23 protein-coding genes are annotated in these 26,099 nt (G+C 50.1%); 8 read left to right on the top strand and 15 right to left on the bottom strand.

The genetic code is table 11. The annotated features are described in order from the left end of the window. The first annotated feature begins 11 nt into the window (after nucleotides 1-11). From lptA to hpf, 4 genes are all read left to right on the top strand, one after another. The gene (gene lptA / locus AC07N2_RS06055) at nucleotides 12-566 is read left to right on the top strand and encodes a lipopolysaccharide transport periplasmic protein LptA (RefSeq protein WP_494777434.1); all 555 of its coding nucleotides are present in this window, start codon (nucleotides 12-14) and stop codon (nucleotides 564-566) included. A 1-nt stretch (nucleotide 567) separates the two neighbouring features. After that, a complete protein-coding gene (lptB, locus tag AC07N2_RS06050; RefSeq protein ID WP_494777433.1) occupies nucleotides 568-1,308 on the top strand; it encodes an LPS export ABC transporter ATP-binding protein in 741 nt (246 codons plus the stop codon). Between the two features lie 21 nt (nucleotides 1,309-1,329). Next, nucleotides 1,330-2,799: an RNA polymerase factor sigma-54 gene (locus AC07N2_RS06045; protein ID WP_076593080.1), complete on the top strand. Its 1,470-nt coding sequence runs from the start codon at nucleotides 1,330-1,332 to the stop codon at nucleotides 2,797-2,799. 103 nt (nucleotides 2,800-2,902) lie between these two features. After that, nucleotides 2,903-3,265, top strand: a complete 363-nt coding sequence (hpf, locus tag AC07N2_RS06040; protein ID WP_076593079.1) for a ribosome hibernation-promoting factor, HPF/YfiA family — start codon at nucleotides 2,903-2,905, stop codon at nucleotides 3,263-3,265. A gap of 84 nt (nucleotides 3,266-3,349) precedes the next feature. On the opposite strand, the gene AC07N2_RS06035 is transcribed toward hpf, so the two are convergent. The 7 genes from AC07N2_RS06035 to AC07N2_RS06005 all read right to left on the bottom strand — a co-directional run bounded on the left by AC07N2_RS06035 (nucleotide 3,350) and on the right by AC07N2_RS06005 (nucleotide 12,129). Next, complete coding sequence (locus AC07N2_RS06035; protein WP_494777432.1) at nucleotides 3,350-4,129, bottom strand: energy transducer TonB; 780 nt, start codon at nucleotides 4,127-4,129, stop codon at nucleotides 3,350-3,352. Next, nucleotides 4,105-8,808: a PilC/PilY family type IV pilus protein gene (locus AC07N2_RS06030; protein WP_494777431.1), complete on the bottom strand. Its 4,704-nt coding sequence runs from the start codon at nucleotides 8,806-8,808 to the stop codon at nucleotides 4,105-4,107. Before AC07N2_RS06030 ends, AC07N2_RS06035 begins: the two co-directional genes overlap by 25 nt. A 77-nt stretch (nucleotides 8,809-8,885) precedes the next feature. Continuing rightward, entirely contained in the window at nucleotides 8,886-9,470 is a 585-nt protein-coding gene (locus AC07N2_RS06025; protein ID WP_494777430.1) for a pilus assembly PilX family protein, read from the bottom strand. Between the two features lie 20 nt (nucleotides 9,471-9,490). Continuing rightward, a complete protein-coding gene (locus AC07N2_RS06020) occupies nucleotides 9,491-10,603 on the bottom strand; it encodes a PilW family protein (RefSeq protein ID WP_494777429.1) in 1,113 nt (370 codons plus the stop codon). Nucleotides 10,604-10,613: 10 nt separating this feature from the next. Continuing rightward, a complete protein-coding gene (locus AC07N2_RS06015; protein ID WP_494777428.1) occupies nucleotides 10,614-11,063 on the bottom strand; it encodes a hypothetical protein in 450 nt (149 codons plus the stop codon). 11 nt (nucleotides 11,064-11,074) lie between these two features. Continuing rightward, a complete protein-coding gene (locus AC07N2_RS06010) occupies nucleotides 11,075-11,671 on the bottom strand; it encodes a GspH/FimT family pseudopilin (RefSeq protein ID WP_494777427.1) in 597 nt (198 codons plus the stop codon). Beyond that, nucleotides 11,665-12,129 (bottom strand): type IV pilin protein, encoded by a 465-nt coding sequence (locus tag AC07N2_RS06005; protein WP_494777426.1) that lies wholly within the window; start codon nucleotides 12,127-12,129, stop codon nucleotides 11,665-11,667. Before AC07N2_RS06005 ends, AC07N2_RS06010 begins: the two co-directional genes overlap by 7 nt. 179 nt (nucleotides 12,130-12,308) lie before the next feature. On the opposite strand from AC07N2_RS06005, the gene AC07N2_RS06000 reads away from it, so the two are divergent. After that, nucleotides 12,309-13,400, top strand: a complete 1,092-nt coding sequence (locus AC07N2_RS06000) for an enoyl-CoA hydratase/isomerase family protein (RefSeq protein ID WP_494777425.1) — start codon at nucleotides 12,309-12,311, stop codon at nucleotides 13,398-13,400. 51 nt (nucleotides 13,401-13,451) lie between these two features. Here the strand turns inward: AC07N2_RS06000 and AC07N2_RS05995 are convergent, their stop codons facing one another. From AC07N2_RS05995 to AC07N2_RS05965, 7 genes are read right to left on the bottom strand one after another with little or no spacing between them, the layout of a single operon-like run. Then, nucleotides 13,452-14,600 (bottom strand): deoxyguanosinetriphosphate triphosphohydrolase, encoded by a 1,149-nt coding sequence (locus AC07N2_RS05995; protein ID WP_494777424.1) that lies wholly within the window; start codon nucleotides 14,598-14,600, stop codon nucleotides 13,452-13,454. A 39-nt stretch (nucleotides 14,601-14,639) separates the two neighbouring features. Then, nucleotides 14,640-16,316: a bifunctional shikimate kinase/3-dehydroquinate synthase AroKB gene (gene aroKB / locus AC07N2_RS05990; RefSeq protein WP_494777423.1), complete on the bottom strand. Its 1,677-nt coding sequence runs from the start codon at nucleotides 16,314-16,316 to the stop codon at nucleotides 14,640-14,642. A gap of 58 nt (nucleotides 16,317-16,374) precedes the next feature. Further along, nucleotides 16,375-18,423 (bottom strand): type IV pilus secretin PilQ, encoded by a 2,049-nt coding sequence (locus tag AC07N2_RS05985; RefSeq protein WP_494777422.1) that lies wholly within the window; start codon nucleotides 18,421-18,423, stop codon nucleotides 16,375-16,377. Nucleotides 18,424-18,470: 47 nt separating this feature from the next. Further along, nucleotides 18,471-19,010, bottom strand: a complete 540-nt coding sequence (locus tag AC07N2_RS05980; RefSeq protein WP_494777421.1) for a pilus assembly protein PilP — start codon at nucleotides 19,008-19,010, stop codon at nucleotides 18,471-18,473. Further along, the gene (locus AC07N2_RS05975) at nucleotides 19,010-19,666 is read right to left on the bottom strand and encodes a type IV pilus inner membrane component PilO (protein ID WP_076593068.1); all 657 of its coding nucleotides are present in this window, start codon (nucleotides 19,664-19,666) and stop codon (nucleotides 19,010-19,012) included. The genes AC07N2_RS05980 and AC07N2_RS05975 overlap by 1 nt, the downstream gene beginning before the upstream one ends. 15 nt (nucleotides 19,667-19,681) lie before the next feature. Next, nucleotides 19,682-20,305 carry a PilN domain-containing protein gene (locus tag AC07N2_RS05970; protein ID WP_494777420.1) on the bottom strand — a complete coding sequence of 208 codons (624 nt, stop codon included), beginning with the start codon at nucleotides 20,303-20,305 and terminating at the stop codon, nucleotides 19,682-19,684. Continuing rightward, a complete protein-coding gene (locus tag AC07N2_RS05965; protein WP_494777419.1) occupies nucleotides 20,305-21,384 on the bottom strand; it encodes a pilus assembly protein PilM in 1,080 nt (359 codons plus the stop codon). The genes AC07N2_RS05970 and AC07N2_RS05965 overlap by 1 nt, the downstream gene beginning before the upstream one ends. Before the next feature lie 353 nt (nucleotides 21,385-21,737). On the opposite strand from AC07N2_RS05965, the gene AC07N2_RS05960 reads away from it, so the two are divergent. Next, the gene (locus AC07N2_RS05960; RefSeq protein WP_494777418.1) at nucleotides 21,738-24,089 is read left to right on the top strand and encodes a penicillin-binding protein 1A; all 2,352 of its coding nucleotides are present in this window, start codon (nucleotides 21,738-21,740) and stop codon (nucleotides 24,087-24,089) included. A gap of 75 nt (nucleotides 24,090-24,164) precedes the next feature. Here AC07N2_RS05960 and cyaY read toward each other — a convergent pair whose 3' ends face one another. Next, the gene (gene cyaY / locus AC07N2_RS05955) at nucleotides 24,165-24,503 is read right to left on the bottom strand and encodes an iron donor protein CyaY (protein ID WP_076593064.1); all 339 of its coding nucleotides are present in this window, start codon (nucleotides 24,501-24,503) and stop codon (nucleotides 24,165-24,167) included. Nucleotides 24,504-24,543: 40 nt separating this feature from the next. Between cyaY and lptM the strand changes: the two genes are divergently transcribed. Both lptM and lysA read left to right on the top strand, forming a co-directional pair. Then, nucleotides 24,544-24,786, top strand: coding sequence for an LPS translocon maturation chaperone LptM (gene lptM / locus AC07N2_RS05950; protein WP_494777417.1), 243 nt, complete (start codon nucleotides 24,544-24,546; stop codon nucleotides 24,784-24,786). Between the two features lie 8 nt (nucleotides 24,787-24,794). After that, on the top strand, nucleotides 24,795-26,078 hold the full coding sequence (gene lysA, locus AC07N2_RS05945; RefSeq protein ID WP_494777416.1) for a diaminopimelate decarboxylase: 1,284 nt from the start codon (nucleotides 24,795-24,797) through the stop codon (nucleotides 26,076-26,078). Nucleotides 26,079-26,099 lie beyond the last annotated feature (21 nt).

The following is a 26,099-nucleotide window of genomic DNA, read 5'->3' as shown; positions in this document are numbered from 1 at the left end:
AGAGAATTCTCATGAAACGATTACTATCAGCACTGCTGCTTATCGCTGGCGTCAGCACCGCACTCGGTGCCCACGCCGAAAAAGCTGATGCGACCAAGCCGACCAACGTCGAAGCCAATCAAATGGAATACGACGACGTCAAGCAGATCAATACCTTCACCGGCAACGTCGTCCTGACGCGCGGCACCATCTTGATGAAGGCCAATAAAATGGTCGTGAAACAAGATCCTGCCGGCTATCAGTTCATCACGCTGTACGCCCCACCCGGCGGCTTGGCAACCTTTCGCCAAAAGCGCGACGGTGGCCCTGATCAATGGATAGATGGCCAAGCCGAACGCATCGAGTATGACGACAAGGCCGAGATCATGAAGCTGTTTTCCAAAGCGCGCATGCGGCGCCTTGAAAATGGCAAACCGACTGACGAAGTCGAAGGCGAATTCATTTCCTACGACACACGCGCTGAATTCTTTACCGTCAACAACACTGCATCCGGCGACAGCAAACAAGGCGCCGGACGCATCAAGGCCGTGATTCAGCCACGCGCCGCTGATACAAAGGCAAAATAAGATGTCGAGCAAGCTGATCGTTAACGGACTGCAAAAAAGCTACGGCGCACGCCAGGTTGTGCGCGACGTCGCCTTGCAAGTTGAAAGCGGCGAAGTCGTTGGTCTACTCGGCCCGAATGGCGCCGGCAAAACCACATCGTTTTACATGATCGTCGGATTGGTGCCATCGGATGCCGGCCGTATTGAACTGGATGGCGTCGACATCTCGCGCCTGCCTATTCATAAACGCGCTCTGCTCGGCTTGTCCTATCTGCCACAGGAAGCATCGGTGTTCCGCAAGTTGAGCGTAGAAGACAATATTCGCGCCGTACTTGAATTACAGCGCGTCAATGGCAAAGCATTAAACAGCTCGCAAATTGAAGAACGACTCGACACACTGCTGGCCGATCTGCAAATTGAAAAGCTGCGCGAAAATCAAGCACTCTCCTTATCTGGTGGTGAGCGTCGTCGCGTCGAAATCGCACGCGCACTCGCAACCAATCCGCGCTTCGTGTTGCTTGATGAACCGTTTGCCGGTGTCGATCCAATTGCCGTGATTGAAATTCAACGCATCGTGCGCTTCCTGAAGGAACGTGGCATCGGCGTACTTATCACCGATCACAATGTGCGCGAAACGCTGGGTATCTGCGATCGCGCTTACATCATCAACCAGGGCGCAGTATTGGCCAGTGGACGACCTGACGACATCATTGCCAACGAATCGGTGCGTCGCGTCTACCTGGGCGAACACTTCCGCATGTAAGCGCGGAAGAGAAAAAAGTCTATGAAGCAATCCCTGCAATTACGAGTCTCGCAACATCTGGCCTTAACGCCACAACTGCAACAATCGATACGCTTGTTGCAGTTGTCGACTCTTGAATTGCATCAGGAACTGGAACAAATCCTGGCTGACAATCCGATGCTGGAACGTACCGATGATCCTCTCGATCATGCGATACGCTTGCTGGCTGATGGTGCCATCGGTGCAAACGGAACCACACCTGAAGGCGCCAGCGTCGAAGCCAACGCGCAAACACCAGAGAGTGAAACAACATTCGACGCACCCGATTTGCCGGAAGCTTCCAGTGCTGAAAGCGAATGGAGCTTTGACGATGTCGCACGCACCTCCAAGGCACCGGAAGATGACGATGCCCGTCCGCAACTGGAAGCGCACGAGACCACACTGCGCGAACACTTGCTGGAACAGATGCGCGTCACCGTGCGCGAACGACGTGACCGCGCCTTGCTCGAACTCATCATCGATGCATTAAACGACAACGGCTACCTGGAAGAAGAGCTGGAAGAAATTCATGCTCGTCTGCCGGAAGAACTCGAAATCGAACTGGAAGAATTGCAGATCGCCTTGAATCTGCTGCAAAGCTTCGACCCAGCCGGCGTCGGTGCGCGCAATGCTTCTGAATGTCTTGCATTGCAAATCAAGCGTTTCCCGAAAGTAGCGATGGTGACACGTCGCATGGCACTCGCCATTGTGGAAAACCATCTCCCCCTATTTGCTCAACGCGACTTCAACAAGCTACGCAAGGCGCTCGATTGTGACGACGAAGATCTGCGCGAAGCACAAGTCATCATCAAGCAATGCAATCCGCATCCAGGCTCCATCTTCGCCACCGATACATCGGATTATGTTGTGCCGGACGTCATCGTCAAACGCACCCGCAATGGCTGGCAAGTCATGCTCAATCACGACGTCATGCCACGCCTGCGCGTTAATAGCATGTATGCCAACATTTTGAAGCAAAGCAAGGGCGAAGGGTCGCTTGGTTCCCAGCTGCAAGAGGCTAAATGGCTGATCAAAAACATGCGCCAACGCTTCGACACCATCCTTCGTGTCGCACAGGCAATTGTAGAGCGGCAAAAAAACTTTTTTTCACATGGTGCAGTTGCCATGCGACCGCTTGTTTTACGTGAAATAGCTGATACACTGGGTTTACACGAGAGTACTATTTCACGTGTAACCACCCAGAAGTACATGCTCACCCCACACGGGATGTTCGAATTGAAATATTTTTTCGGCAGCCATGTCGCAACAGAAGCTGGTGGCGAAGCGTCATCAACTGCGATACGGGCACTGATCAAACAATTGATAGGAGCCGAAGACCCGAAAATTCCATTCTCTGATAGCAAGATTGCCGACATGCTGGCAGAACAAGGCATGGTGGTAGCAAGACGGACCGTCGCAAAATATCGTGAAGCCTTGAAGATTCCACCGGTCAATCTGCGCAAGTCGTTGTAGATATCGTCCTTAATAGTTTTTTGTTGTTATACGTTGCTGTGTTCAGCGTAGTCAGATAACAAGACGCGCACGAACCTCCAGTGATCTGCCATAGGAGCACTGTATGAATCTCACAATCAGTGGACATCACCTCGAATTAACCCCCGCCATCCGCGAATATGTACAAGGTAAATTGGAGCGCATCAAACGTCATTTTGATCACGTTATCGATATCGCAGTCATCCTGACTGTAGACAATCTTCCCGAAAAAGAAAAACGCCAAAAAGCAGAAATAAACTTGCGCGTGAGAGGCAAGGATCTGCACGCGGAAAGCATCGCAGATAATTTATATGCTGCCATCGATACGCTGATCGATAAACTCGATCGCCAAGTGATCAAATATAAAACCAAGCAACAAGACCATCAACACGAAGCGATCAAACGATTGCCGGATGAGTCCGATGTTGTTGCACCCTCAGGTGCATAGATAGACCGAGCAAATCGGTCAGATGAAATGAAGGGCGCAGATTGCGCCCTTTTTTAATTGGTATTCCTTTAGATTCGATCGGATTTAATCCGCATTCTTCTTTATTCGTTCAACTACCACACCTTCCAAAACGACCTCGATTTTGAGCTGGCTTTTAACAGCAAGTCCCGCAACCTTCCCAGGACTGAATTTCGTTTTCGAGAATGCATCTTTCATCAGCTGCTGCGCCGGCTCTGACAAGGATGAATTTTCCATTACAACCTCATCAATATTCCCATCCTCATTGATTAACAAGCGCAGTATCGCCAATTGCGACAATCCATTTGTGAAAATAGAATTCAAGTCAGCGGAAACATCGAGTAGAACGGCAGGCTGCTCCGTTAACTCATTGGGCTGAAAATAGTAAGGTTTGGGTAGCGCAACGGCATTAAAAGCGGAAGCAGTGTCTTCTATTTCCAATCGACTCTTTTGCAGTAGAACTTCCGGGCGGTTCATTAATTCGGCAGCATTTTTTTCGACTTCAGTTATAGACTGCTCACCTTGAGGATAAACCTTGGCATCCTCTTTTCTGCTATCTACAAGAGCCGTTTCACTAAGTCCGGTCGCACTACTCGGAACATTTACCAAGTTCACCAGCACCGTCTCTGATTCTACTTGAGATGAAATCGCACCAACACCGCCATATCCTGTATGGGAAAATGCCAGACCTATGCCACAGTGGACAAGCAGTGACAACAGCATGGCTAACTGCTCAGAAGCTGACTTCTGTTGAATGAGAGAAAAAATCTTCATACAGGAATTGTGACGGGATGATGCATCGCTCATCATCCCACCAAGTCTTACGGTATATTCAAAACGCGCCAAGACACGCGCCGTGTCCCACTCGCTGAAGGAGGATTGATCGGTGGCGTGATGACAATAGTGCCGCCTAGATCGCTACCACTGGCAACCCCACTTGATGTCCGAATCAAGGCTCTGACAGTACCATCCGCCTGCAAGATCATGACCGGACGTGTGACCAAACCAGAACCCAAGCTAATACCGCTAACACCATTTGCACCAGTAACAGCCCCACCTGTCAGATAATCCAACGCATAAACAAAACTGGCAGCAGTCCCAGTGCTTGGCCCACACGCACTGACCGTCGAAACTTGCGGGGTAATCGTCGTAAACAGAAGCGTTCCTAGAGAAAGTTGAGGATCTGTACTAACGCGCTCTCCTCCAGTCAGGAAGTCGACATACCAACCATTCTTGGTATTCCAATCAACCAAATTACTGCTGCTGGTTCGCACTTCCTGCTGCGCAATACAGACTGTCGATGGCGTACCTTCAGGACAAACTCCACTGGTCAATGTCTGTGCGACAAAATTGCTACTCGCCGTACGTGGATTTCCAAGTGTCAGTGCATCGAGATTGTCCTTGATCGCATAAAACGACTGTGTACTGTTATCCGCCACATCCGTTGTACCCAAATAACGACCTGCACCAACAAAAATCACAGGCTTACCACTGATAGTCGCTTGCACTGGTTTGACTGTAACCGGCTGCGCTTTATCGCTCGCGTCCTTCAGACTAACCAGCAACTGCGCGTCATAGCCCGATGCACCTATGTCATTGTTGATATCAAAACGCCATACATTTCCCTGATTATCACCGCCATACGCAGCAATGGAAGTATTGTCGGTTGATGATTGAAGGACATGTGCACTAACACGAGAAAGCCCACTCGGCGTTGTGGCATTACCGACACTGGTAGCGATATCTCGAATAACAGCACCAGTAGCGGCATTCAACACATACAAGCGTCCTTTGCCTACGTCTGCGCTTACTGCACCATCTACATTGTTATATCCAGAACTGACCAGCACTACCCAGGTACCATCCTTCAATTTCGTAATAGTTGGGTTGCCATAGGTATAACCAAGATTCTGATCGGTAAACTCCCATAACAATACCGGTGCCGCAGGATTAGTAATATCCAGCGCGTAATAGCCTTTGCCGCCGCGATTCAAACCACCAACAAGAATAGTTTTCCACTCCCCAGCCGTACAAGGCGAAGTAGGTTCGGTTGGGCAGATATCGCCCGTTTCAGGAGAGTTGTCGACATAGAATTGATGTTTCGTCGCATCAGTCGCATAGTTTTTATCTGCAAGCTTATAGAGATTAGGCAAAACCATGCTTGGAATGTAAGCCCATAGCTCCTGCCCGGTTATGGCATCAAAAGCATGCAACATTCCATCATTGGCCCCCACATATACCGCTCCGGTGCGACTCGTTTTTGCAGTTTTAAACGCGGTGTAATTTAAATCCGTGTAGTTATACAAAGGCGTTTGCACATAGCGCGCCTCAGAAGAAACGATATCACCCAGCACATGGGTACGTTGACGGTAATAACTTCCTTCGTAGCTTCTATCCCCACGCAGGAAATTGACCAGTGCTTCACCCGCGGCACCGCCGCTGGCAATCGTATTATTGGTTTGTAAGGCATTACTCAAACAGGTTCCACCCGCTGGCGAACAGAACTGCGACAAACCAGCACTAGCAGAAGCATAAGTAATAGCTGGTGCAGTGAAATAGGATCTCTGCGTACTTGATAAATTGCCCCATTCAAACGAGATCAAACTGGTAGAGCCTTTGGTATAAATGGTCCGACTCGTAAGGGGGATAATCGGCTGCTTCGTTGTGGCGGTTTCATCAATATTAACGACCGAAGTATTAGCGCCTTCGATACCCGCGACATCGAAGGTAGCTCCTGATACATAGGCATTATTAACGGTGTAACAGCGATTTCCCTGCCGAAATGCACTCCCAAGGACATAGCTGGTAGAGGCAGTCCACACGGTAGTAGCACAATCAAGCAAGCGCATAGCCGACCAGTTTTGTGCCGTCAATGCGCCTTCCGGCGTAATTTGCTGACGAATAAGTTCGCCATACCATTCCACTGATTTGTATGAAGAACTGAACACATAATTGTCACTTGCACTCACGTTAGGATTACTGCTGGCTGCCGCTGCCGCCGTGCCAGGTCTAGGCGTATTGACGATGGTTGTCAGCGCACTGACCAAGCTGCTCGACAATGAAGCTGGATCGGAGGCACTGAAGTAAGCGCCATGTCCATTGATAGCCGCATGCCATAAATCATCAATATTCGCGTTCGAATCCGCAGCAGGAATAGGCCAGGTACATGCTCCACTGCTTTGCCAGGAACAAATCCCGTTCGTCGGATTAGCAGTGGTACCGTTCTTGATGTCGTAAAAATCTCCACTGGTGTCGTTCCAGTAATCCTTACCGTCATTTGGCGCATAAGTCATCTGCCCCTGCGCTCCCAAGCCCAGAGTAAATGTGGTCATATGCTGCGTTGTCGCAACATCCCGACCATTGGCAGGAACATTGTCGTCGCATAAATTATTTGCGGTTGTGCTGGGTGCAATCACCGGTCCTGTACATGTTCCCGTCGCGTCAACACCCGCCGCACTAGAACTACGCAAGTCCGTGTTGTAGTAATAGGCTGCGACATCAGCCAAAGTATCCGAGGTTCCGCCGCTACTAGATATTGTCCGGCATGACCTTGCCGTAGCGACTGTGTAGGTAGGCGAGACTGATTTCGCGACAGGAGTACACGAACTCGCCGTGGCCCACGAACCATCCACATATTGGCAATCAGTTCCATTGCTTACAGTCCAGCTACCACTTCCAGAACTATAGTTAAGCGTACAACTGGCTGCATTTGTCCATGAGCCCCAATTGTATTGACATTGGGTGTTGGTATTAGACGAGCATGTAGTGGCGTTGTTCCAGGCGCCCCATGACGAAAAACTATTTGATCTCACTCTTATTTGGAGAGATCCTGTGCGCTGCTGCAAGGTACTGGTTTGGCTTTGCAACTGTGGCGTACCACCGTCGGAATAAGGCGCACCTAAGCCAACGTCTTGATTACCAACACTCGTAGCGCCGTCCAGTTTAGAACCCGCACTACCATTCCAGAAACCATCCGTAGATAAAATCGTATAGTTTTGCTGGCAGGAATACTGCATGGGATCAGTGACTGTACTACCGCGGTAACTCGTGTTGTTCAGTTTGCCGGCATAGAGACGTCCAGCCGTTGAAAGGGTCGTTCGCAAACCCGTCCCATTACTAGGATTCGCACTGATAAGTTTGTTATACCAGTTATATTTTTGGGTACCAGCGAACTCACCCAGATTCAAATAATCGCTGGAGGTATTGTTATTGATGCTCATGTAGCCAAGACGGAAACGAGAAACACTATTTGCAATATCAGTCGCCGCATCTATCGTCGCAAAAGCATTGCTGGCTGCCGTTTTCATCATTTGCATACGCGTTCTGTAATACGTCCACCAATTCGCGTAATTGCTCATTTCCTCGTTATAAGTACAGGTTGTGCCAGCACAATCTGTACGAGCAGCAGCCTTCGTCGTACTACCCGGATACGGGTAACTGGTGATTTCCGAGGTAAGTGTAATACGTCTATTTTCGCCAAGAATAGTAGTACTAGGAACTGCAAAAGCAGTGGCACTTAGCGTCATTCCGGTCTTGGTAATGGATGGCGTAGCAGTTGTAGCCGCCGGCGCGAGGATCGTGACAACCGAGCCGGATCTTGACGCGCTGTAACCGATCACTGTGCACTGTGTACCGGTCGGTTTGCTAACGGTACAAAGATTGATGTTAGTAACAATCGCTTGTGCAACAGTATTCGCATTGCTCGAACTCGCTGTATGAGCAGACAGTATCTCCGAACCTCCGACCACAATACTGGTCACGATCGTACTCGATGAACCAGAAACCGAGATGGTCGCACTTGGTGGCGATGGAGCCCTGACCCACGCGTAACCGGTGCCAAACGTCGCACGACACGTAGCCAATGTACTACTGGTACACCAACGCACAGTTGCAGGATAGGGATAGGTGGTCGTAGGTGCAGTAGCAGTAATGCATGTCTTCAGATTAGGAGAAGTGCAATACTCTCCTGGCACCATCGTATAAAAATACGGAGGCGTTGTTGTGTTCGTTTGCAGATCTGTTGTTCCTGTACTTTGCACACCATACGCATCATTTTTAACAGCGGCCCAATTAGGTGCTGTAGCGGAGGCACTCGCGTTGCCGCCAGTTGCAACAGACACACCCGTTTGACTTAAATAGGTTGTGGTATTGATCGCGCCTGTAGCACCTACCGCGACAGGAGGGATGTATTTGACAGCCGGGTTGTAATACATGCCGTTATAAGCGGCATTTTTAAACCAGTATTCCATGCGTGCCGAAGAAGGATCCTGTCCGGCACTGTTACATGAACTGGTACTGGTTGAGTAAGTCCCTGAGCAAGCCCAATCTGGCATGAAGTCCCAATCCATACTCCCTGAATCATCCAGGATGAAAAAGACATTCGGTTTTACGTCCGTAGATGTTGGAGCCGAGTATGTGTTCAAAGGTGTTGTGGAGATATCCGTTACAGCGGCATGTACAGGATTGAAGAAGAACAAAGCCATCAGCAAAGCACTGACTTCTTTGAATGATGGATGCATCGTCATGGAAATCCCCTGAATTTGAAACACGTCTTTTAGCGCGAATGAATATTGATTTGATCGAATTGATGCAGCTCATCCATCTACATGGAAACCATTGCCTGCACATAGCTGACGGTATTTTTAGGTCCTGTCACACGCACCGTAATTCTGTAATACACAACTGACGGAGCATTGAGTTGAATCTCGGGGCCTTCATTATTTCCGGTTGCTGCAGTAACCACTGGCGAGGCCGTGCAAGAAGCTCCCGATGTTTTACCACCTGCGTTGTTACACATGCGGTCAATAACATAGGAAATAACGTTACCAGCCGCATCAGCCGTACCATTATTCAAAGTCATTTTTCTGTTTTCCAGATTCGCCATCCAGTAGACATCCCATGATTGCCCGGCTGTCGGATTCAGTGTTGCAGCACTACCATTGGCAGCATAGCCATTGCCTGCACTATCCGTTTCCAGCGTCGCGCTTGATGCACCCTGCAGAAAGGTAATCGCCGCTTCGACACCGGCATCTCCTGAACGGGTTGCCGCCTGCTGGAAAGCCAGATTACCGGCAATAAGATTGGTGGTATCAACGGATCGCATCAAGGCAATACCGGCCAAGGTCATTGCCACCAATACAATGAGTGCGATAATCAAAACGACACCGCGTTGCCTCGTCTGTTGCACAGGATTAAAAGTAACTTGGCTCAGCATCCTGTCGGCACTCCCATCCATGCCACATTACGAATCGGCACTACCGTCTGAAATACTTTGTATCTGTAGTGCTTCCACGGTTCGTCAGCTGTGACATTCGGCCCCAGGTCACCTGTATTTGCGACGATAGGATCGGTATCATTGCCCGCCCAGGTAGGAGCATTCACTGGACTACCGGCATTGATTGACGTGGTCGTCACGAGCTCTTTCTCATACTGGCTGCTGCGTGCGACTATTGCTAAACGTATGGCAGAAATGCGCGCCCAACCGCAGCCTGTGCTGGGTGTCGTTTGGTCATATACATCCGGGATGGCATCCATGGTTCCGCTGGTATCGCGTGCATATTGCGCTTTCATACTCGCGATATTGCTGGCGATAGGCACCCAAATCGAGGCATTAGCCTTATTCGCATCCAAACCGCAATCATTCAGCATGTAATCACATACCGTCAGATTGCCGCCACGAACTGCATAAGCCAGCACCGTTGGCGCCGGCCCAAGATTGTAAAGAGCAGCGCCTGCAGCCCCCGTCGCAACCGTCACAGTCGTGGTCGAAACAGCTGTCACCCGATCAATAATCAAGGAACCACACGCAGCGGGCGAAGCAATGACTTTGTCACCGACACCTTCGGCACCTGGTGTAAATGAACTTGGCATTTGCACCGTATATACCGGTGCCGCTTGTGCCGTAATAAGGTTGCCTTGTGGTTGTCCGTTCGGATTTCCATACAAAACCAATATAGTGTCTGTATTCAAATCGCCAGTCGGGATAATTGCCGCACCAGGATTTATGGTTACCGGTGCCAAAGGGATGGCGGTGGCGATGTTGCCCCCCGATGCTACTGGCCAGCTTAGGTTGCAGTTCATCAAATTAGCTGCAGCGACACCATATCCGGCCTGACCGATATCGTGCTGCAACTGATACAACATTAAGGCCCCATTGCTTTGCGCATCCCCGCCACTAGTGGCAGTACGTTTACGTCCTTCGGATAATGCAAACACTTGCAAAATAATAATGACAGCCAACATCCCGATAGCAAGACCCACCATGATCTCTACCAAGCTGAAGCCGGTGACACGCAGCGAAAATTTCAACTTCCCGGACAATTGATTCTCCTCACCTGATCTGCGCGACGGTGACATATTTATGTGTAGTAGATGACGAGTCATCACCCGGAACACGCCAAAAAATGGTCAGCGTAACCGTTCCATCGTTGGCGGTTCCCAGTGAAGTCACGTCTACCGTTGGCTGATTTACATCGTCTGTAATTCCTGGCAATGTCGCCGCCACCGCTGTTTTCCAATTAGCTAATTCTGTCGAGGCCCCCGCCGCAGTATCGAAACTGGCTTTCAAGGCAGATGGCGTGCGATTGCCAACCCACATCGTGCCTATCAACTGACTTGCCAGCAGACTGGCATCTGAGCGATATTTCGCATCTGTGACTTGCTTGACGGCGGCAGCCTGCATGCCAACTAGCGCCAAAATACCCAAAGAGAAAATAAGAATGGCAATCAATCCTTCCAGCAACATCATGCCGGTCTGCTTGTTTGAAGTTTTTGACTGCATGTGAGCCCGCCTTAACATGCTTGAGGGTCCGTCGGACGCGAGATTGTGAGTGCTGGATCGCACATGCGCACCTGTCCACCTGGCGTCACGACAACTCGTAAGCACCGCACAGAGCCACTTACTGCTGCACAGGTACCACCATTTGGATTTACGACATCAAAAGTAGCGTTATGCCCGACGGGCAGAGTGGCGTTTGTTACTCGTCCCAGACTATTGAAACTCAGTGTGGAGTCAAAGACCGGAGTGGTGGCCACCAAGCCGGTCGTCGCGACTACTTCAGAGGTAACTACACCAATGTTTGATGATCCGTCCGCGCCAACTCTGGCTTGGATACTGGCAGGACAATCATTTGTCACGGTCTGGCAGCCAATCACCCAAGAGGCACCCGTCCCTAAAGCAAACTGGACATTAGTGTTGCGACGTACAGCCTCTACCCTCGCCAAACTAAGGCCATTTTGAATTGCCTCTGCAGAAGTACGAATTTTGCTGTTTTGTATGAAGGTACTGAAATTAGGAATCGCAATGCCAAGCAGAATGGCAAAAACCGCCAGTCCGACCATGAGTTCGATCAGACTCACGCCACCTTGCTGATGGGGCTGATTCAGCACACGCCACCTTTTTTTGTGACCCAACAACTTGTACTACCGGTCCAGCCTGATGGCGCGCCAGTTGTCATCGTAGTCGCCTTGGCATTGTTCTGGTCTATCGTGTAGACAAAACCGCGCATCGAACCAGTACCTACTGCCTCGATCGTATATGCGGTAGCAGTTCCGGCCACGCCATACGTGCCGCTGCAATCAAAAGTAAAGTATTTGCTTGAGCTGCTATCAGAAGCGCAAGCTGGGGCATTTGCATAAGTATGGTTATCTTGGAAAAACTGCTCCATCTGCACCCGTTTTGTCGCTAAATTGGAAGTCGCGTCCGGGACTTTCCCTCGCGTCACATAGTCTGAATAATTAGGAATCGCCACCGCAGCCAAAATCCCGATAATGGCAACCGTCACCATCAGCTCGATCAAAGTAAAACCTTTGGAAATAGGCAGCTTCGGCAAAAATATATGTTTCATGGCATCTTTCCTGTAATTAACATTAATTTAAAGCAATCAATCAGTAGAGCCAGCCCCATCCGACAAACGGTGCAATTCAGGTTCTGAGTGGTTGAGCCAACTGTGGTGCTTGGCACAACATAAGTCGATAGAATGAGCGGACCTTATTCATACAACCTTACTCACTCATTTCACGCATCATGCCCGAACACATACGCAGCACACTCGACAATGGCTTAGGCAACTTGATACTGGACCGCCCGCAAGCGATGAACTCACTCTCGCTGCCCATGGTTCGTACACTGATGCAAAGCTTGGCGGCATGGCAAACAAATCCAGATGTGCGGGCAGTTGTCATCCGCAGCAGTCTTCCCAAAGCATTTTGCGCCGGCGGCGACATTCGCTTTTTCCACGAAGTTGCACATGGCGGTCTGACTGGCGGTAGCGCATTGCTGGAGGATTTTTTTACTGAGGAATATGCATTGAATCATTTGATTCATCACTACCCAAAACCTTACATCGCAGTCATGGATGGCATCGTGATGGGTGGTGGCATGGGGATTGCGCAAAGTAGCGCTGCTGCCAGCATACGCATCGTGACTGAGCGCACACGCATGGCGATGCCTGAAGTGAATATCGGCTTGTTCCCCGATGTGGGCGGCGGTTATTTCTTGTCGCGCCTGCAAGGGGAAATCGGCACCTATCTCGGATTAACTGGAGAAATCGTCGGCGCAGCCGATGCGCTGTATGCAAATCTCGCCGATGCGTTTGTACCGCGCACAGAATTGCCCGCATTGTTAAGTCTGCTCGAATCGGTCAAAGGTAGCCAGTACCGTCAAGCCATCGAAGAATTTGCTGCGCCATTCGCCACGCAAATCAATCCCGGGAATAGCCTGCTTGCGCAACAGCGTAACTTGATCGATCGCCATTTCACCCATAACGAGGTGGCGACCATCATTGCATCCTTACAGCAAGATGCTGATCCCTTCGCACAGAAAACTTTGGAGATATTGCTGAAGCGTTCGCCCTTGATGGTACACGTATCGTTGGAGCAAATTCGACGTTCAGCGAAATTGGAACTCGCTGATTGCTTGCGCTTGGAACGCACGATGGTGCGTCGTTGTTTTGAACATGGGGAAACAGTAGAAGGAATTCGTGCGCTCGCTATCGACAAAGATAATGCGCCGCAGTGGCGACCAGCATTATTTGAAGAAGTGACGCCAGAAATGATCGCGCCGTTCTTTGAATCGGCTTGGCCAGACTACGCACATCCGCTACGTGAGCTGAGTTGAAGCGAATAACGAGCGATTCTTTATCAAAAAATGAGCGGCATTACCCGCCGCTCACATCTCTTCAATCATGAACAAGCGTCTATGCTCGCGTATCGCATAGCGATCCGTCATCCCGGCAATGTAATCGGCAATGTCGCGCGCTTGCGCTGCCACAGCCTGCGGGGCGTCGCTTGGCGCTCGTTGATAATCTGGCGGCAATAGATTCGGTTCGCGCATGAAGGCATCAAACAATTCCGTCACGATGCGTCGCGCCTTGCTTGTCATACGATTGACTTGGAAATGCCGATACAAATTCTCGCGCAAGAAACGTTTAAGCAACGCAGCTTCCGCACGCATATTGTCGGAGAATGTAATCAAGGCATGCGCGTTACGCACATCATCTATCGTTTTTAACTGCGCGGCTTGTATGCGTTGTTGCGAAGCTTCAATGACATCGACAATCAATGCATTAATCATGCGACGTATCGTTTCATTGATGGCGCGTCGCCCATTTATGCCAGGGAACGCTAGCCCGACTTGATGACGATGCCGTGCATAAAAATCGACGTCATCCAACTGTGCCGTCGTAAGCAAACCGGAACGTAAGCCGTCATCGATATCATGATTGTTGTAGGCGATTTCATCGGCCAGATTCGCCAGCTGTGCTTCCAACGTCGGCTGTTTTTTATCGATGAAGCGCTGCCCTATTGCATCCAATTTTTTTGCATTCGACAGTGAACAATGTTTGAGTATGCCTTCACGCGTTTCGAACATAAGATTCAAACCATCGAACGCACCGTAGCGCTGCTCCAGCGTATCAACCACGCGCAGACTTTGTAGATTGTGTTCGAAGCCGCCGTAATCACTCATGCAAAGATTCAAGGCATCCTGACCGGCATGACCGAATGGCGTGTGGCCGAGATCGTGCGCGAGCGAAATCGCTTCGACCAAATCTTCATTTAAATGTAAATTACGGGCGATCGAGCGGGCGATCTGTGCAACTTCAATACTGTGCGTCAAGCGTGTGCGGAATAAATCACCTTCGTGATTGACGAACACTTGTGTCTTGTATTCGAGACGACGAAAAGCAGCCGAGTGAATGATGCGATCACGATCGCGTTGGAACTCAGTGCGGGATGAGGTAGAAGGCTCATTGAAGCGACGGCCCGTCGATGTATCGGAGCGGGCCGCATATGGCGCCAAATGAGCTTCTATATTCATGTCAGCCTATGCTTGGACATGCGATGAGCAGATGGTTGCTCAGGAAATGCATGCGTTCAATGTTTGCAACAACACTTCTTGCGGCACGGTCATGATGACCGATGTACCCAAAGGTTTAAGCAAGATGAATTTGATTTGGCCGCCTTCATTTTTCTTGTCGACTTCCATCAGTTCCAACCAGCGCTCAGTACCAAGATCAGGGGCGACTGTCGGCAAACCCGCAGCTTTGACAACTGCTGTAATGCGCTCTTTTGACACCGCATCGATGAAGCCCAGACGATGTGACAAATCCGCCGCCATCACTATGCCGCAGCCAACGGCTTCACCATGCAACCAAACGCCATAGCCCATACCTGCTTCAATCGCATGACCAAAGGTGTGGCCAAAGTTCAGAATCGCGCGCAAGCCGCCTTCGCGTTCATCCTGGCGCACTACATCTGCCTTGATCTCGCATGAACGCTTGATCGCATAAGCCAAGGCATCAGCATCTTTTGCCACCAACTTGCTCATGTTGGCTTCTATCCAATCGAAGAATGGTGCATCAATGATGGCACCATGCTTGATCACTTCCGACAAACCGGCAGACAGTTCGCGTGCTGGCAATGTATTCAGTGTTGAGGTATCGGCAATCACGGCTTGCGGTTGATAAAACGCACCGATCATATTTTTACCGAGCGGATGATTAATCCCTGTCTTGCCGCCAACGGAAGAGTCAACTTGCGATAACAATGTTGTCGGCACCTGGATGAACGGCACGCCGCGCATATACGCTGCCGCGGCAAAACCTGTCATGTCGCCGATCACGCCACCGCCTAGTGCTACCAAGGTCGTTTTGCGGTCACATTTTTCAGCAAGCAAGACGTCAAACACCTTCATCAGATTCGCCCAGTTTTTTTCTTCTTCACCGTCAGGCAACACGATCTGCGTTACCTGCTTGCCGGCAGCAGTCAGTGTTTTACTCACTTGCTCGAGATACAAGGGCGCAACCACTGTATTAGTCACGATGGCAACACGCGAACCAACAATATGCGCGGCAAGTACAGCCGGATCACTAAGCAAGGATTGCCCAATCGTGATCGGGTAGCTGCGCGTACCGAGATCAACGTGCAAGGTATCGGAAGTAGAAGAGAGCTGAGACGTCATGGAATACTTTGATAAAGATTGATGATCCTGTTGCAACGATGCATGTGCCTCCGTCGGCACATGCTCCGGCCCAAGCTGAGACAAAATGGACTGCATCAAGAATTGTACGTTAGGTCGTCCGGTGTCGATGACGATGTGCGCAATTTCATTATAGAAAGGTTCGCGCGCCCGGGATAATTCTTCTATGGTTTTGCGCGGGTCTGCTGTTTGCAGCAGTGGACGATTCTTGTCGTGGCTGGTGCGCTGCAAAATGCTATTGACGCTGGCACGCAGATAAATCACCGTACCGCGCTCTTTGAGGAAAGTTCGACTTTCCGGGTTCAATACTGCACCACCACCCGTTGCCAAAACAATATCTTGTTGTGCGGTCAAGTCGCGGATAACTTCCGCTTCCCGCTGACGAAAGCTTGCTTCGCCTTCGATTTCAAAAATCAAGGGAATGGACGCACCGGTCCGCTCTTCGATTTCATGGTCGGAATCGATAAACCGTTTGTTTAGCCTTTTTGCCAGCGCACGACCGACTGTCGTTTTGCCGGCACCCATCAAGCCGACCAGAAAAATATTTCCACCCACTACAAACTCTCTCTAATCAGGCGCAGCAGCCAACATGGCTCTGCCTATAACCGGCATCCTACCTGATTGAAACCTTGTCGTTGAGAATTTTAGGTGTCAGGAAAATAAGTAATTCGGTTTTATCGTTAGTACGGCCTGTCGTTTTGAACAAATTACCAAGAACTGGGATATCGCCAAAGAACGGTACTTTAGACACCGAATCGCGTTCGGTTTGCTGAAAAATACCACCAATCACGACCGTACCGCCGTTATCGATCAATACCTGTGTCTTCACGTGCTTGGTATCGATCGCAAAACCAGAGCGGGTTTCTACGCCCACAGTATCCTTAGTGACATCAACGTCCAAGATCACATTGCCATCCGGCGTGATTTGCGGCGTGACTTCCAGCTTCAAATTAGCTTTGCGGAAAGATACGCTGGTTGCACCGCTGCTTGTCGCTTGCTGATAAGGCAATTCTGTACCTTGTTCGATCAAGGCTTTCAACTGATCGGCGGTAATGACACGTGGACTGGAAATGACTTTGCCTTTACCGTCAGCTTCCAGCGCCGATAACTCCAAACCGATAAATCGGGTGGCTGCGGCATTAAACAGTGTCAAGGCAACCGAGCCCGGAGTATTACTGTTGATTGTACTGGCAGGCAAATTGACTGCGCTGCTACCCAAGGTCGGCGCGCCGGCCGCGGTAGTGGTACTCGTTTGTTTACCGCCAAGTTCGAAGTTGCCTTGATTTTGTACCCCAAACGACAACTTGGCCCCCAAACTACTACTAAATTTATCATCCGCCTCAACAATACGCGCCTCGATCATAACCTGGCGTGTTGCGATATCCGTCTTCTTCACCAAGGCACGAATTTCTTCCAACTTAGAAACGATATCGGTGATAAACAATTGATTCGTACGTGGATCAACCACTGCACTACCGCGCTTGGTCAAAATGCTACGACTACCACCATCAATGCCGAAAATCTGTTTGAACGATTCCGCTTTTTGATAATTCAACTGGAAGGTTTCCGTCTTAATCGGTTCCAACTCGGCGATTTGTGCACGCTGCTCCAACTCCAACTTTTCCTTCGTCAACAATTCGTCACGTGGTGCAATCCACAGTACCGAACCATTCTTACGCATATCGAGACCCTTGGCTTGCATCACGATATCGAGCGCTTGATCCCAAGGCACATCCTTCAGACGCAAGGTCAAATTGCCACTTACCGTATCGCTGGTGATGATGTTCAAACCGGTGAAATCAGCAATCACCTGCAGTACCGCACGCACTTCAACGTTCTGAAAATTCAATGACAGCTTCTCGCCACGATAATCACGTACACCTTGCCCAAGCTTGTTCGGTTCCTCCTTCAGCGGCTTGACCTCGATCACCAATTGCGTATCGCTTTGATAGGCACTGTGCTCCCATAAACCTTTAGGCTCAATGGTCATACGCACATTGTCGCCTTGCTGCTGGGTCGTCACGATATTGACCGGCGTACCGAAATCAGCAACATCGAGACGACGGCGCAAAACATCCGGCACCGTCGTTTTCATGAAATCGACTTCTATCTTTTTACCTTGCTGACGTACGTCCACTGCGACTTGATTGTTCGGCAAATCGACGACAATGCGACCTTCACCATTATTACCACGGCGAAAATCAATATCGCGTAAGGCTTGTCGCCCACTACTTACCTGCGTACCAGGAACCGGCAGACCGGCAGCATTAACCGGCATCGCCACAGCACCAGTACCATCGATGGTGACAATCACAGTATTGCCATCTATCGTCGTGGCGTAGTTCAATGAACGCGTCAAATTGAATACCAAACGCGAACGATCACCTACCTGCACAATATTCGCGTTCCGCACATCGCCCAAGCCGATATCCTGCAAACCTTTGCCAGTTGCATTCACCGTATTCGCAAAATCAAGGGCAATACGTGCCGGGCTGCTGATAGAAAATCCGACCGGCGGTTTGACCAACGGATTTTTCAATGCCACCTTCACGACGACATTAGAGCCTTGCTGATTGGCCGTAATGGATTGAATTGCGTTTTCCTGTGCTGCCGCTACACCACCGATCGATAAGAGACCGACAAACGCAAATAGTCGCCACATTTTTTGCACCATCCCTTGAGAGCTTTTGAATTTTTTTTGTAACGCGATCATTTTTGCGACTCCTGCAACTCCAGCTTGGCTTCACGTTCGACCCAATCGCCGGCCGCATCTTGAACGACTTCTTTCAACGCTACTTCTGTATCGGTAATTCTGGTCACCATGCCAAGATTCTGCCCGATGTAATTTCCTACCTTGACTTGGTATATCGATTTATCTACCTGCAGCAAAGCGTAGGTCAAACCCGGTTTAGTCAATGTTCCGACCATCACCAAGGTATCTAGCGGATAACTTTCCAATGCTTCGCGGCGCCTATCCAGATTGGGGCGGATCGAACCACCATCTTTACGTGCCTTAGCCAATGCCACTGCCAGTTTGTTTGGACTGTAAGGATCTTCTCTATCCTTGGCGTCATAAGTAAACGGCGTGAATTTTTTCGGCTCGGACAAAGGCTTGATGGACACCCGCGTTTGCTGCCGGACTTCCTTCATCCACTGACTGACATCATCGGTTCCGCTATTACCACAACCAAACAAGCCGAATGCCAGCATGACCGGAGTAGCGCGCTTCATGAATTGAATGAGCATCATCACTTGCCACCTTTTTTCTTGCCGGCAGCGGCTTTGCGTTGTGCAGCAACTTCTTCGTCATCCAAATAACGGAAAGTCTTGGCAACCGCATCCAGCGTCAAGGTATTGCCCTTGGCGACAACCAGATTCATATTATTCAAGGTCACGATACGCGGCAGATTCGCTATGTCACTGGAAAATGCACCGACGTCGTGGTAACTCCCCGTCACCTTGATCGCAATTGGCAATTCCGCGTAGTAATCCCGTACGACAACCTGGCCCGGCTTGAACAGTTCGAATTGCAAGCCACGTCCCAAGCCAGCCTGATTGATGTCAGATAAAAGCGCATCCATCTCCGCCTTGCTTGGTAATTGCTTTTCCAGCGTGGAGACGTATTCATTGACCTGCTCTTTTTGCTTGCGCAAACCGACCAGATTGATCGCCTGCTGCACTTTGGATTTGTACGCATCTTTCAGCGTCAATTCTTCTGCAGCCGTACGATCAAGCTCATCCAACTGCTCGCTCCAGTACAAATACCAGCCCACACCAAGCACAGCCACCAGCACGCCAAGCGCACACAACATGCGCGGAACGACCGGCCACTGACCAGGATGCAAGCCATTCAGATCGCGGAACTGTGCGCTGATCGATTCGCCGATATTTTTCAGATCTGCCATGATGCCTGTCTCATATCAAGGTTTCAGTGGAGTCGCGACGGACGCAACTCCCTTTGCATCTACAGCCGCAGGATCTTGGTCCCGCGGACGCTTGATGCCGGCATTGATGGTGAATTCAAATACTTTCTTTGCATCCTTGCCCGAACCGATACCGGTAGAACGGATTTCAATCAAATCCGGACGCTCCAACCAAGGCGAATGATTACCAAGATTGCGCAACAATTCAGAAACCCGCTCATTTGATTGCGCATAGCCATTCAACAGCACACGTTGCCCATCCTGCTTAAAGGATTTGAGATACACGCCTTCCGGAACTTGCTGCGCCAATTCATCCATCAGATAAACCGGTTGATTGCGATCGCTTTGCAAATCCTCTACCGCTTGCTGACGCGCTTTCAAGGCTTCGATTTCCTGCTTCAGATTTGCCACTTCCTTGATTTCACCATCGAGTCGCGCATTTTCATTTTTAATGAAAGTATTGCGCTGCTCTTGGTCAGACAGTTGACTAGCAAAGAATGCGCCTACAGCAATCACAATCAAGGCGCCGAAGATCCCGCTCAACAACATCAGAGCGACGAAATCTTTTTTACGCTGCTTACGCTTTTCTTCCCGGTGCGGAAGTAAATTGATACGGATCATCAGTCAAACCTCCGCATCGCCAATCCGCATGCAACCAAATAAGCCGGCGCTTCTATGCGTAACTGTTTTTCTCGTACGTTTGGACTCAGTTGCATCCCTTTGAAAGGGCTAACGACAGAAGTCGATAATTTGGTGCGATTGGCAACCATCTCCACCATGCCCGGAATAATGGCGCAGCCGCCGGCCAAAAATAATTGGTCGACGCGTGTATAAGGAGTTGAGGTAAAGAAGAATTGAATCGCGCGCGTTACTTCAAGCGCAGCGCTTTCTAAAAATGGTTCCAGTATTTCTGTCTGATAGCCATCCGGCAAATCGTTGTTTTTCTTTTTGATTTCCGCTTCTTCATACGACAAGCCGTAGGTGCGCGTGATCTCTTGCGTCAATTGATGGCCACCGAACGGCTGTTCGCGCTCATAAATCAATTGGCCATCCAGTAATATCGAGACGTGTGTGACTTGCGAGCCTATCTGGAACAAACCCATGATCTGGCCTTGTCCTGCATTCGGCAATTGCTGGGTGATGCGATCGATGGCTGCGCGTGCCGCATAGGATTCAATATCCATGATAGTCGGCGTCAAACCAGCTGCTTCAGCGACAGCCACACGATCTTCTACTTTTTCCTTGCGGGTTGCGGCCAGCATGACTTCAACGTCGTCCGGCGAATTCTCAACCAGGCCGATCACATCAAAATCGAGCCGTACTTCGTCCAACGCAAAGGGAATGTATTGGCTGGCCTCGGTTTCGACCTGCAATTCCAGCCCTTCCTCGGACAAACCGCTGGGAAGTATGATCTTTTTAGTAATAACTGAAGCAGGCGGCATGCCCATCGCCACAAACTTGGCGCGCGTCCCACTCTTTTTCCAGACACGTTGGATAGCATCCGATACCAGATCGATATTTTCGATGTTGCCGTCCACTACTGCACCACGCGGCAGCGGTTCCGAGGCAAAACACTCAAGACGTAATTCGCTTTTTCCTACTTCAGACAATTCAACGAGTTTCACCCCGGAACTACTAATGTCTAAACCAATCAGCGGCGGATTCTTTTTGCCAAACAAGGAGCCAAAATCTAAAGCCAAGGGCAGTTCTCCCTAGAAACGTTATTTAGTATGTGAACGCGACGCCGTTTAGCTTGTCCAAACTCGAACTAATATAAAAGCGATGTTTTTTCGATAAAATTCGTTTAAAAACGTATATTTAGAGCACATTGATAAAACGTTACATTAAATCGTAGCAACAAGCCTCCAAAAGTGTAAAGCAATTTCCACAAAGTAATTTGCAATTCCGTTGCCAAAAATCCACGTAGCAAATGGGATGTTGTAATTAGCCCTATTTGTTACTGTTTATTGGTCACAATTAAGTCACAATCTCGCCCCTTCACAGCAGCCAGCTATAATGGCCCGAATATCGATCTCTCACTTTTCCTCTCTGCATGGCTTCCAAACAATCACCGTCCGGCAGTACCGAACCAAAATCACCTAAACGCGCACCCAATCTGGCATTACGAATCAGCCTAGGAGTGATCGGCTTGATCGCAGGCTTGGGCGTCATAGGCGCACTGATACTGTTTTTTGCGCTGGCGATGGCTTATCCCAATTTGCCGGCACTGGACTCGCTCACTGATTATCGGCCGAAGATTCCGCTGCGAATTTTCTCCGCAGATAACGTATTAATTGGTGAATTCGGCGAAGAACGCCGAAATTTGGTTCATATCAAAGAAATTCCGGACATTATGAAGAAAGCCGTACTGGCGATCGAAGATGACCGCTTCTTTGAACATGGCGGCGTGGATTACGTCGGGATCGTGCGCGCAGCCGTACACAATCTGAGCGGAGGTACACGTCAAGGCGCCTCCACGATTACTCAGCAAGTCGCACGAAACTTCTTCCTGTCCAGCGAACAAACGCTCAAACGCAAGATTTACGAAGTCCTGTTAGCCTGGAAAATCGAGAAAAACCTGTCGAAAGACCAGATTCTTGAGGTCTATATGAACCAGATTTATCTGGGGCAGCGCGCTTACGGCTTCTCGTCCGCCGCTCAGATCTATTACGGCAAGAAACTACAAGACATCACGATCGCCGAAGCAGCCATGTTGGCCGGCTTGCCGAAAGCACCTTCTGCCTACAACCCGGTCGTCAATCCAAAACGCGCCAAATCACGTCAACAATACATCCTGCAACGGATGTACCAGTTGGGCTATATCACAGACGCGGAATATAACCAAGCCAAAGACGAAGAGCTCAAGATCAAGACAAATAGCAGCGAGTTCGGCGTACATGCCGAGTATGTCGCGGAGATGACGCGTCAGCTGGTCTATGAACAATTCAAGGAAGAAACTTATACCCGCGGTCTAAATGTCTTCACGACTATTACCAAGGCAGACCAAGACGCGGCCTATCTCGCGGTGCGCCGCGGTGTAATGGACTATGAAAAACGCCACGGCTATCGCGGACCGGAAAGCTATATCGAAATTCCGACTAATAAGGAAGAAGCCGAAGCTGCCATTGAAGTCGAACTGGCAAATCACCCAGATAGTGACGATCTGGTCGCAGCCGTCGTACTCGAAGCCACGCCTAAGCTGGTGCGTGCCGTATTGGTATCCGGCGAAGAAATCCAGATTGAAGGCCCAGGCCTGACATTTGCCGCCAATCTGTTGAGCGAAAAATCGCCACCAAACAAGCGCGTCAAACGCGGCGCTGTCATTCGCGTCATGCAGGAAGGAAAAACCTGGAGCATTATCCAGATGCCGGAAGTGCAATCAGCCTTCGTCGCCGCCAATACCAATGACGGCGCAATTCGTGCCTTGGTCGGCGGTTTCGACTTCAATCGCAATAAATTCAATCACGTTACGCAGGCATGGCGCCAGCCTGGCTCGTCCTTCAAGCCCTTCATTTATTCCGCTTCGCTGGAAAAAGGCTTGTCGCCGTCGACCATCATCAACGATGCACCCATCAGTTTCGATGCTGGGCAAACTGGTGGGCAACCGTGGGAACCCAAGAACTACGACGGCAAATACGAAGGTCCGATGACGATGCGCAAGGGCCTGGCGAAATCGAAGAACATGATTTCCATCCGCATCCTGCATAAAATCGGCGCGAAATATGGGCAGGAATACATCACCCGCTTCGGCTTTGACGCAGACAAAAATCCTCCGTATCTGACCTTGGCGCTAGGTGCTGGCTCGGTGACGCCACTGCAAATGGCCGCCGCCTACTCGGTTTTTGCCAACGGTGGCTATAAAGTAAGTCCTTATCTGATTTCCAAAATCAGCGATGCCAATGGCAAGTTGTTATCCGAAGTCAAACCCGACAAAGCCGGCGATGAAGCCAATCGTGCCATCGATGCGCGCAATGCATTCTTGATGGATAACATGCTGAAAGGCGTTGTTACCTCTGGTACGGCGATCAAGGCGATGTCCTTGAAACGTACCGATCTGGCCGGCAAAACAGGTACCACCAATGACTCCTTCGATGCCTGGTTTGCCGGATATCAACCGAATATAGTCGGTATTGCATGGATAGGCTTCGATCAACCGAAAAATCTGGGCAATCGCGAAACCGGCGGTGGACTGGCCTTGCCGATCTGGATCAACTACATGCAAAAGGCGCTGAAGGATGTGCCTATGGTAGAGCGCACCGTGCCGGAAGGCATCATCACTGTCAATGGCGACTACTATTACGCTGAAAGTCCACCAGGATTAGGTGTGCGAAATCTGGATGCAGGCGATGCAGCGACACCGTCGAATGCACCAACCAAGGATGAGGTAAAGAACGAATTGTTCTAATTTTGACAAGAAGCAGTAATACAAAAAGCGGGAAGCCTGTAAGGCCTTCCCGCTTTTTTATTGAATACAAGGCAATTAATGCTTGTCGTGCAAGGTCACTGCTATACCGCCCTGCTTGCTGACCATTTCCGACAAAGCCGCAAACAACTCCGCGCCATCGCGCGTATTCACCCATTGCGTGCCATTGCCCTTGAAATGAAAACCGCCAGATTTTGCCGCCACCCACAATTCCTGCATCGGCGCCTGGCTATTGACGATGATTTTCGAGCCGTTATCGATGAATTCGATCTCCAGCACATTGCCGCTGCGCGTGCATTCAACATCCAGATCGCTGGTATTAGCCAGATCTTCCAGCGTCGCCTCAATTTGGTCCAACGTTGCTTCTGCTTGCTTCAGGAATTCTGATTCGGTCATGCTACACTCCAACTCGTTTCGTTAAACAGTGATTCTAATCGTGAAGTCTCATTCTGGCTTATCGCGCTTCGTCGCGTTTCTTTACACTCTTGCCGGCATAGCCTGCATCAGTCTGCTCGCCGGCTGCGGTCAGCAAGGTCCACTCTACATGCCCGGCAGCAAACCGCCATCTGGCCAATCCCGCAAGGCAACCCCTGTCCTGCCACCGGCAACGACAACCAAGACCACACCTACATCGGCTGATACTACGTCATCTGATACCACGTCATCTGATACCAAGTAAAACCCATCATGTCGCATTTTTCATATCAAGACGGCGTACTCTGCGCGGAGGATACACCTCTGACGCAAATCGCCCAACAATTCGGTTCGCCAACCTACATTTATTCCAAAGCAGCGCTGGTTGAAAACTTCTCTTCCTACGCCGATGCCTGCAAAAAGCATGGCCGCAATGGTGATACTGCTTTGGTGTGTTATTCGGTTAAATCGAACTCCAATTTGGCGGTACTGAATCTGCTCAGCGAACTCGGCTCCGGTTTCGACATCGTCTCCGGCGGCGAATTATTACGCGTATTGGCTGCTGGCGGTTCGCCACGCAAAGTCATTTTTTCCGGCGTAGGTAAATCGCGCGAAGAAATGCAGCTAGCCTTGTCACACGACATTCTATGCTTCAACGTTGAATCGATTCCTGAATTACATCGCCTCAATGCAGTCGCTGCAGAAATGGGCAAGCAAGCCTCCGTTTCCTTGCGCGTCAATCCCAACGTCGACGCAAAGACGCATCCGTATATTTCAACCGGATTGAAAGACAACAAATTCGGTATCGCTTACGAAGATACGTTGACGACTTACCGCGTCGCCGCTGCCTTGCCTAATATCAATGTCGTCGGCATCGATTGCCACATCGGTTCGCAATTGCTGGACGATGCGCCTTTGCTGGAAGCCGTCGACAAGTTGATCGAATTGATCGATACCTTGGCGAGCGAAGGAATAGCCATCCATCATCTGGATATCGGTGGCGGCATAGGCATCAATTACGACAACGACAAACCAGTTGCAGTTGGTGATTATCTATCGCGCCTGTTTGCCAAAATCGATGCATGGCGCAACAGCAAACACGGCGGCGCACCTATCAAGGTATTGTTCGAACCAGGTCGCTCCATCGTCGGCAATGCCGGCATCTTGCTAACGGAAGTGCAGTACATCAAGCATGGCGAGACCAAGAATTTTGCGATCGTTGATGCGGCAATGAACGACTTGATGCGCCCAGCCATGTATGAAGCATGGCATGGCGTACAACCTGTCGTGCAACGCGATTCAACAGCACAAACCTACGATGTAGTTGGTCCGGTATGCGAATCAGGTGATTGGCTCGCACGTTCGCGCGAACTGGCAATAGCAGAAGGTGATCTGCTGGCCATCATGTCGGCCGGTGCTTACGGCATGACCATGTCATCCAACTACAACACGCGTGGTCGTGCGGCAGAAATCATGGTGGATGGTGCAACACCACACCTGATACGCAAACGCGAATTGGCGAGCGATCTGTTTGCACTGGAATCTTTATTACCTTGATTGTATGAGACGAATCGGATG

This window comes from Herminiimonas sp. GW821-FHT09C12 (assembly GCF_059416385.1).
The sequence above is the reverse complement of the archived record's forward strand: the minus strand, read 5'-3'. Positions and strand labels throughout refer to the sequence as shown.

Bases quoted from the DNA above. Each gene is read 5' to 3' on its own strand.
- lptA (WP_494777434.1), top strand. From the start codon at position 12: ATGAAACGATTACTATCAGCACTGCTGCTTATCGCTGGCGTCAGCACC.
- lptB (WP_494777433.1), top strand. From the start codon at position 568: ATGTCGAGCAAGCTGATCGTTAACGGACTGCAAAAAAGCTACGGCGCA.
- AC07N2_RS06045 (WP_076593080.1), top strand. From the start codon at position 1,330: ATGAAGCAATCCCTGCAATTACGAGTCTCGCAACATCTGGCCTTAACG.
- hpf (WP_076593079.1), top strand. From the start codon at position 2,903: ATGAATCTCACAATCAGTGGACATCACCTCGAATTAACCCCCGCCATC.
- AC07N2_RS06030 (WP_494777431.1), bottom strand. From the start codon at position 8,808: ATGACGATGCATCCATCATTCAAAGAAGTCAGTGCTTTGCTGATGGCT.
- AC07N2_RS06015 (WP_494777428.1), bottom strand. From the start codon at position 11,063: ATGCAGTCAAAAACTTCAAACAAGCAGACCGGCATGATGTTGCTGGAA.
- AC07N2_RS06005 (WP_494777426.1), bottom strand. From the start codon at position 12,129: ATGAAACATATATTTTTGCCGAAGCTGCCTATTTCCAAAGGTTTTACT.
- AC07N2_RS06000 (WP_494777425.1), top strand. From the start codon at position 12,309: ATGCCCGAACACATACGCAGCACACTCGACAATGGCTTAGGCAACTTG.
- AC07N2_RS05995 (WP_494777424.1), bottom strand. From the start codon at position 14,600: ATGAATATAGAAGCTCATTTGGCGCCATATGCGGCCCGCTCCGATACA.
- AC07N2_RS05985 (WP_494777422.1), bottom strand. From the start codon at position 18,423: ATGTGGCGACTATTTGCGTTTGTCGGTCTCTTATCGATCGGTGGTGTA.
- AC07N2_RS05980 (WP_494777421.1), bottom strand. From the start codon at position 19,010: ATGATGCTCATTCAATTCATGAAGCGCGCTACTCCGGTCATGCTGGCA.
- AC07N2_RS05975 (WP_076593068.1), bottom strand. From the start codon at position 19,666: ATGGCAGATCTGAAAAATATCGGCGAATCGATCAGCGCACAGTTCCGC.
- AC07N2_RS05970 (WP_494777420.1), bottom strand. From the start codon at position 20,305: ATGATCCGTATCAATTTACTTCCGCACCGGGAAGAAAAGCGTAAGCAG.
- AC07N2_RS05960 (WP_494777418.1), top strand. From the start codon at position 21,738: ATGGCTTCCAAACAATCACCGTCCGGCAGTACCGAACCAAAATCACCT.
- cyaY (WP_076593064.1), bottom strand. From the start codon at position 24,503: ATGACCGAATCAGAATTCCTGAAGCAAGCAGAAGCAACGTTGGACCAA.
- lysA (WP_494777416.1), top strand. From the start codon at position 24,795: ATGTCGCATTTTTCATATCAAGACGGCGTACTCTGCGCGGAGGATACA.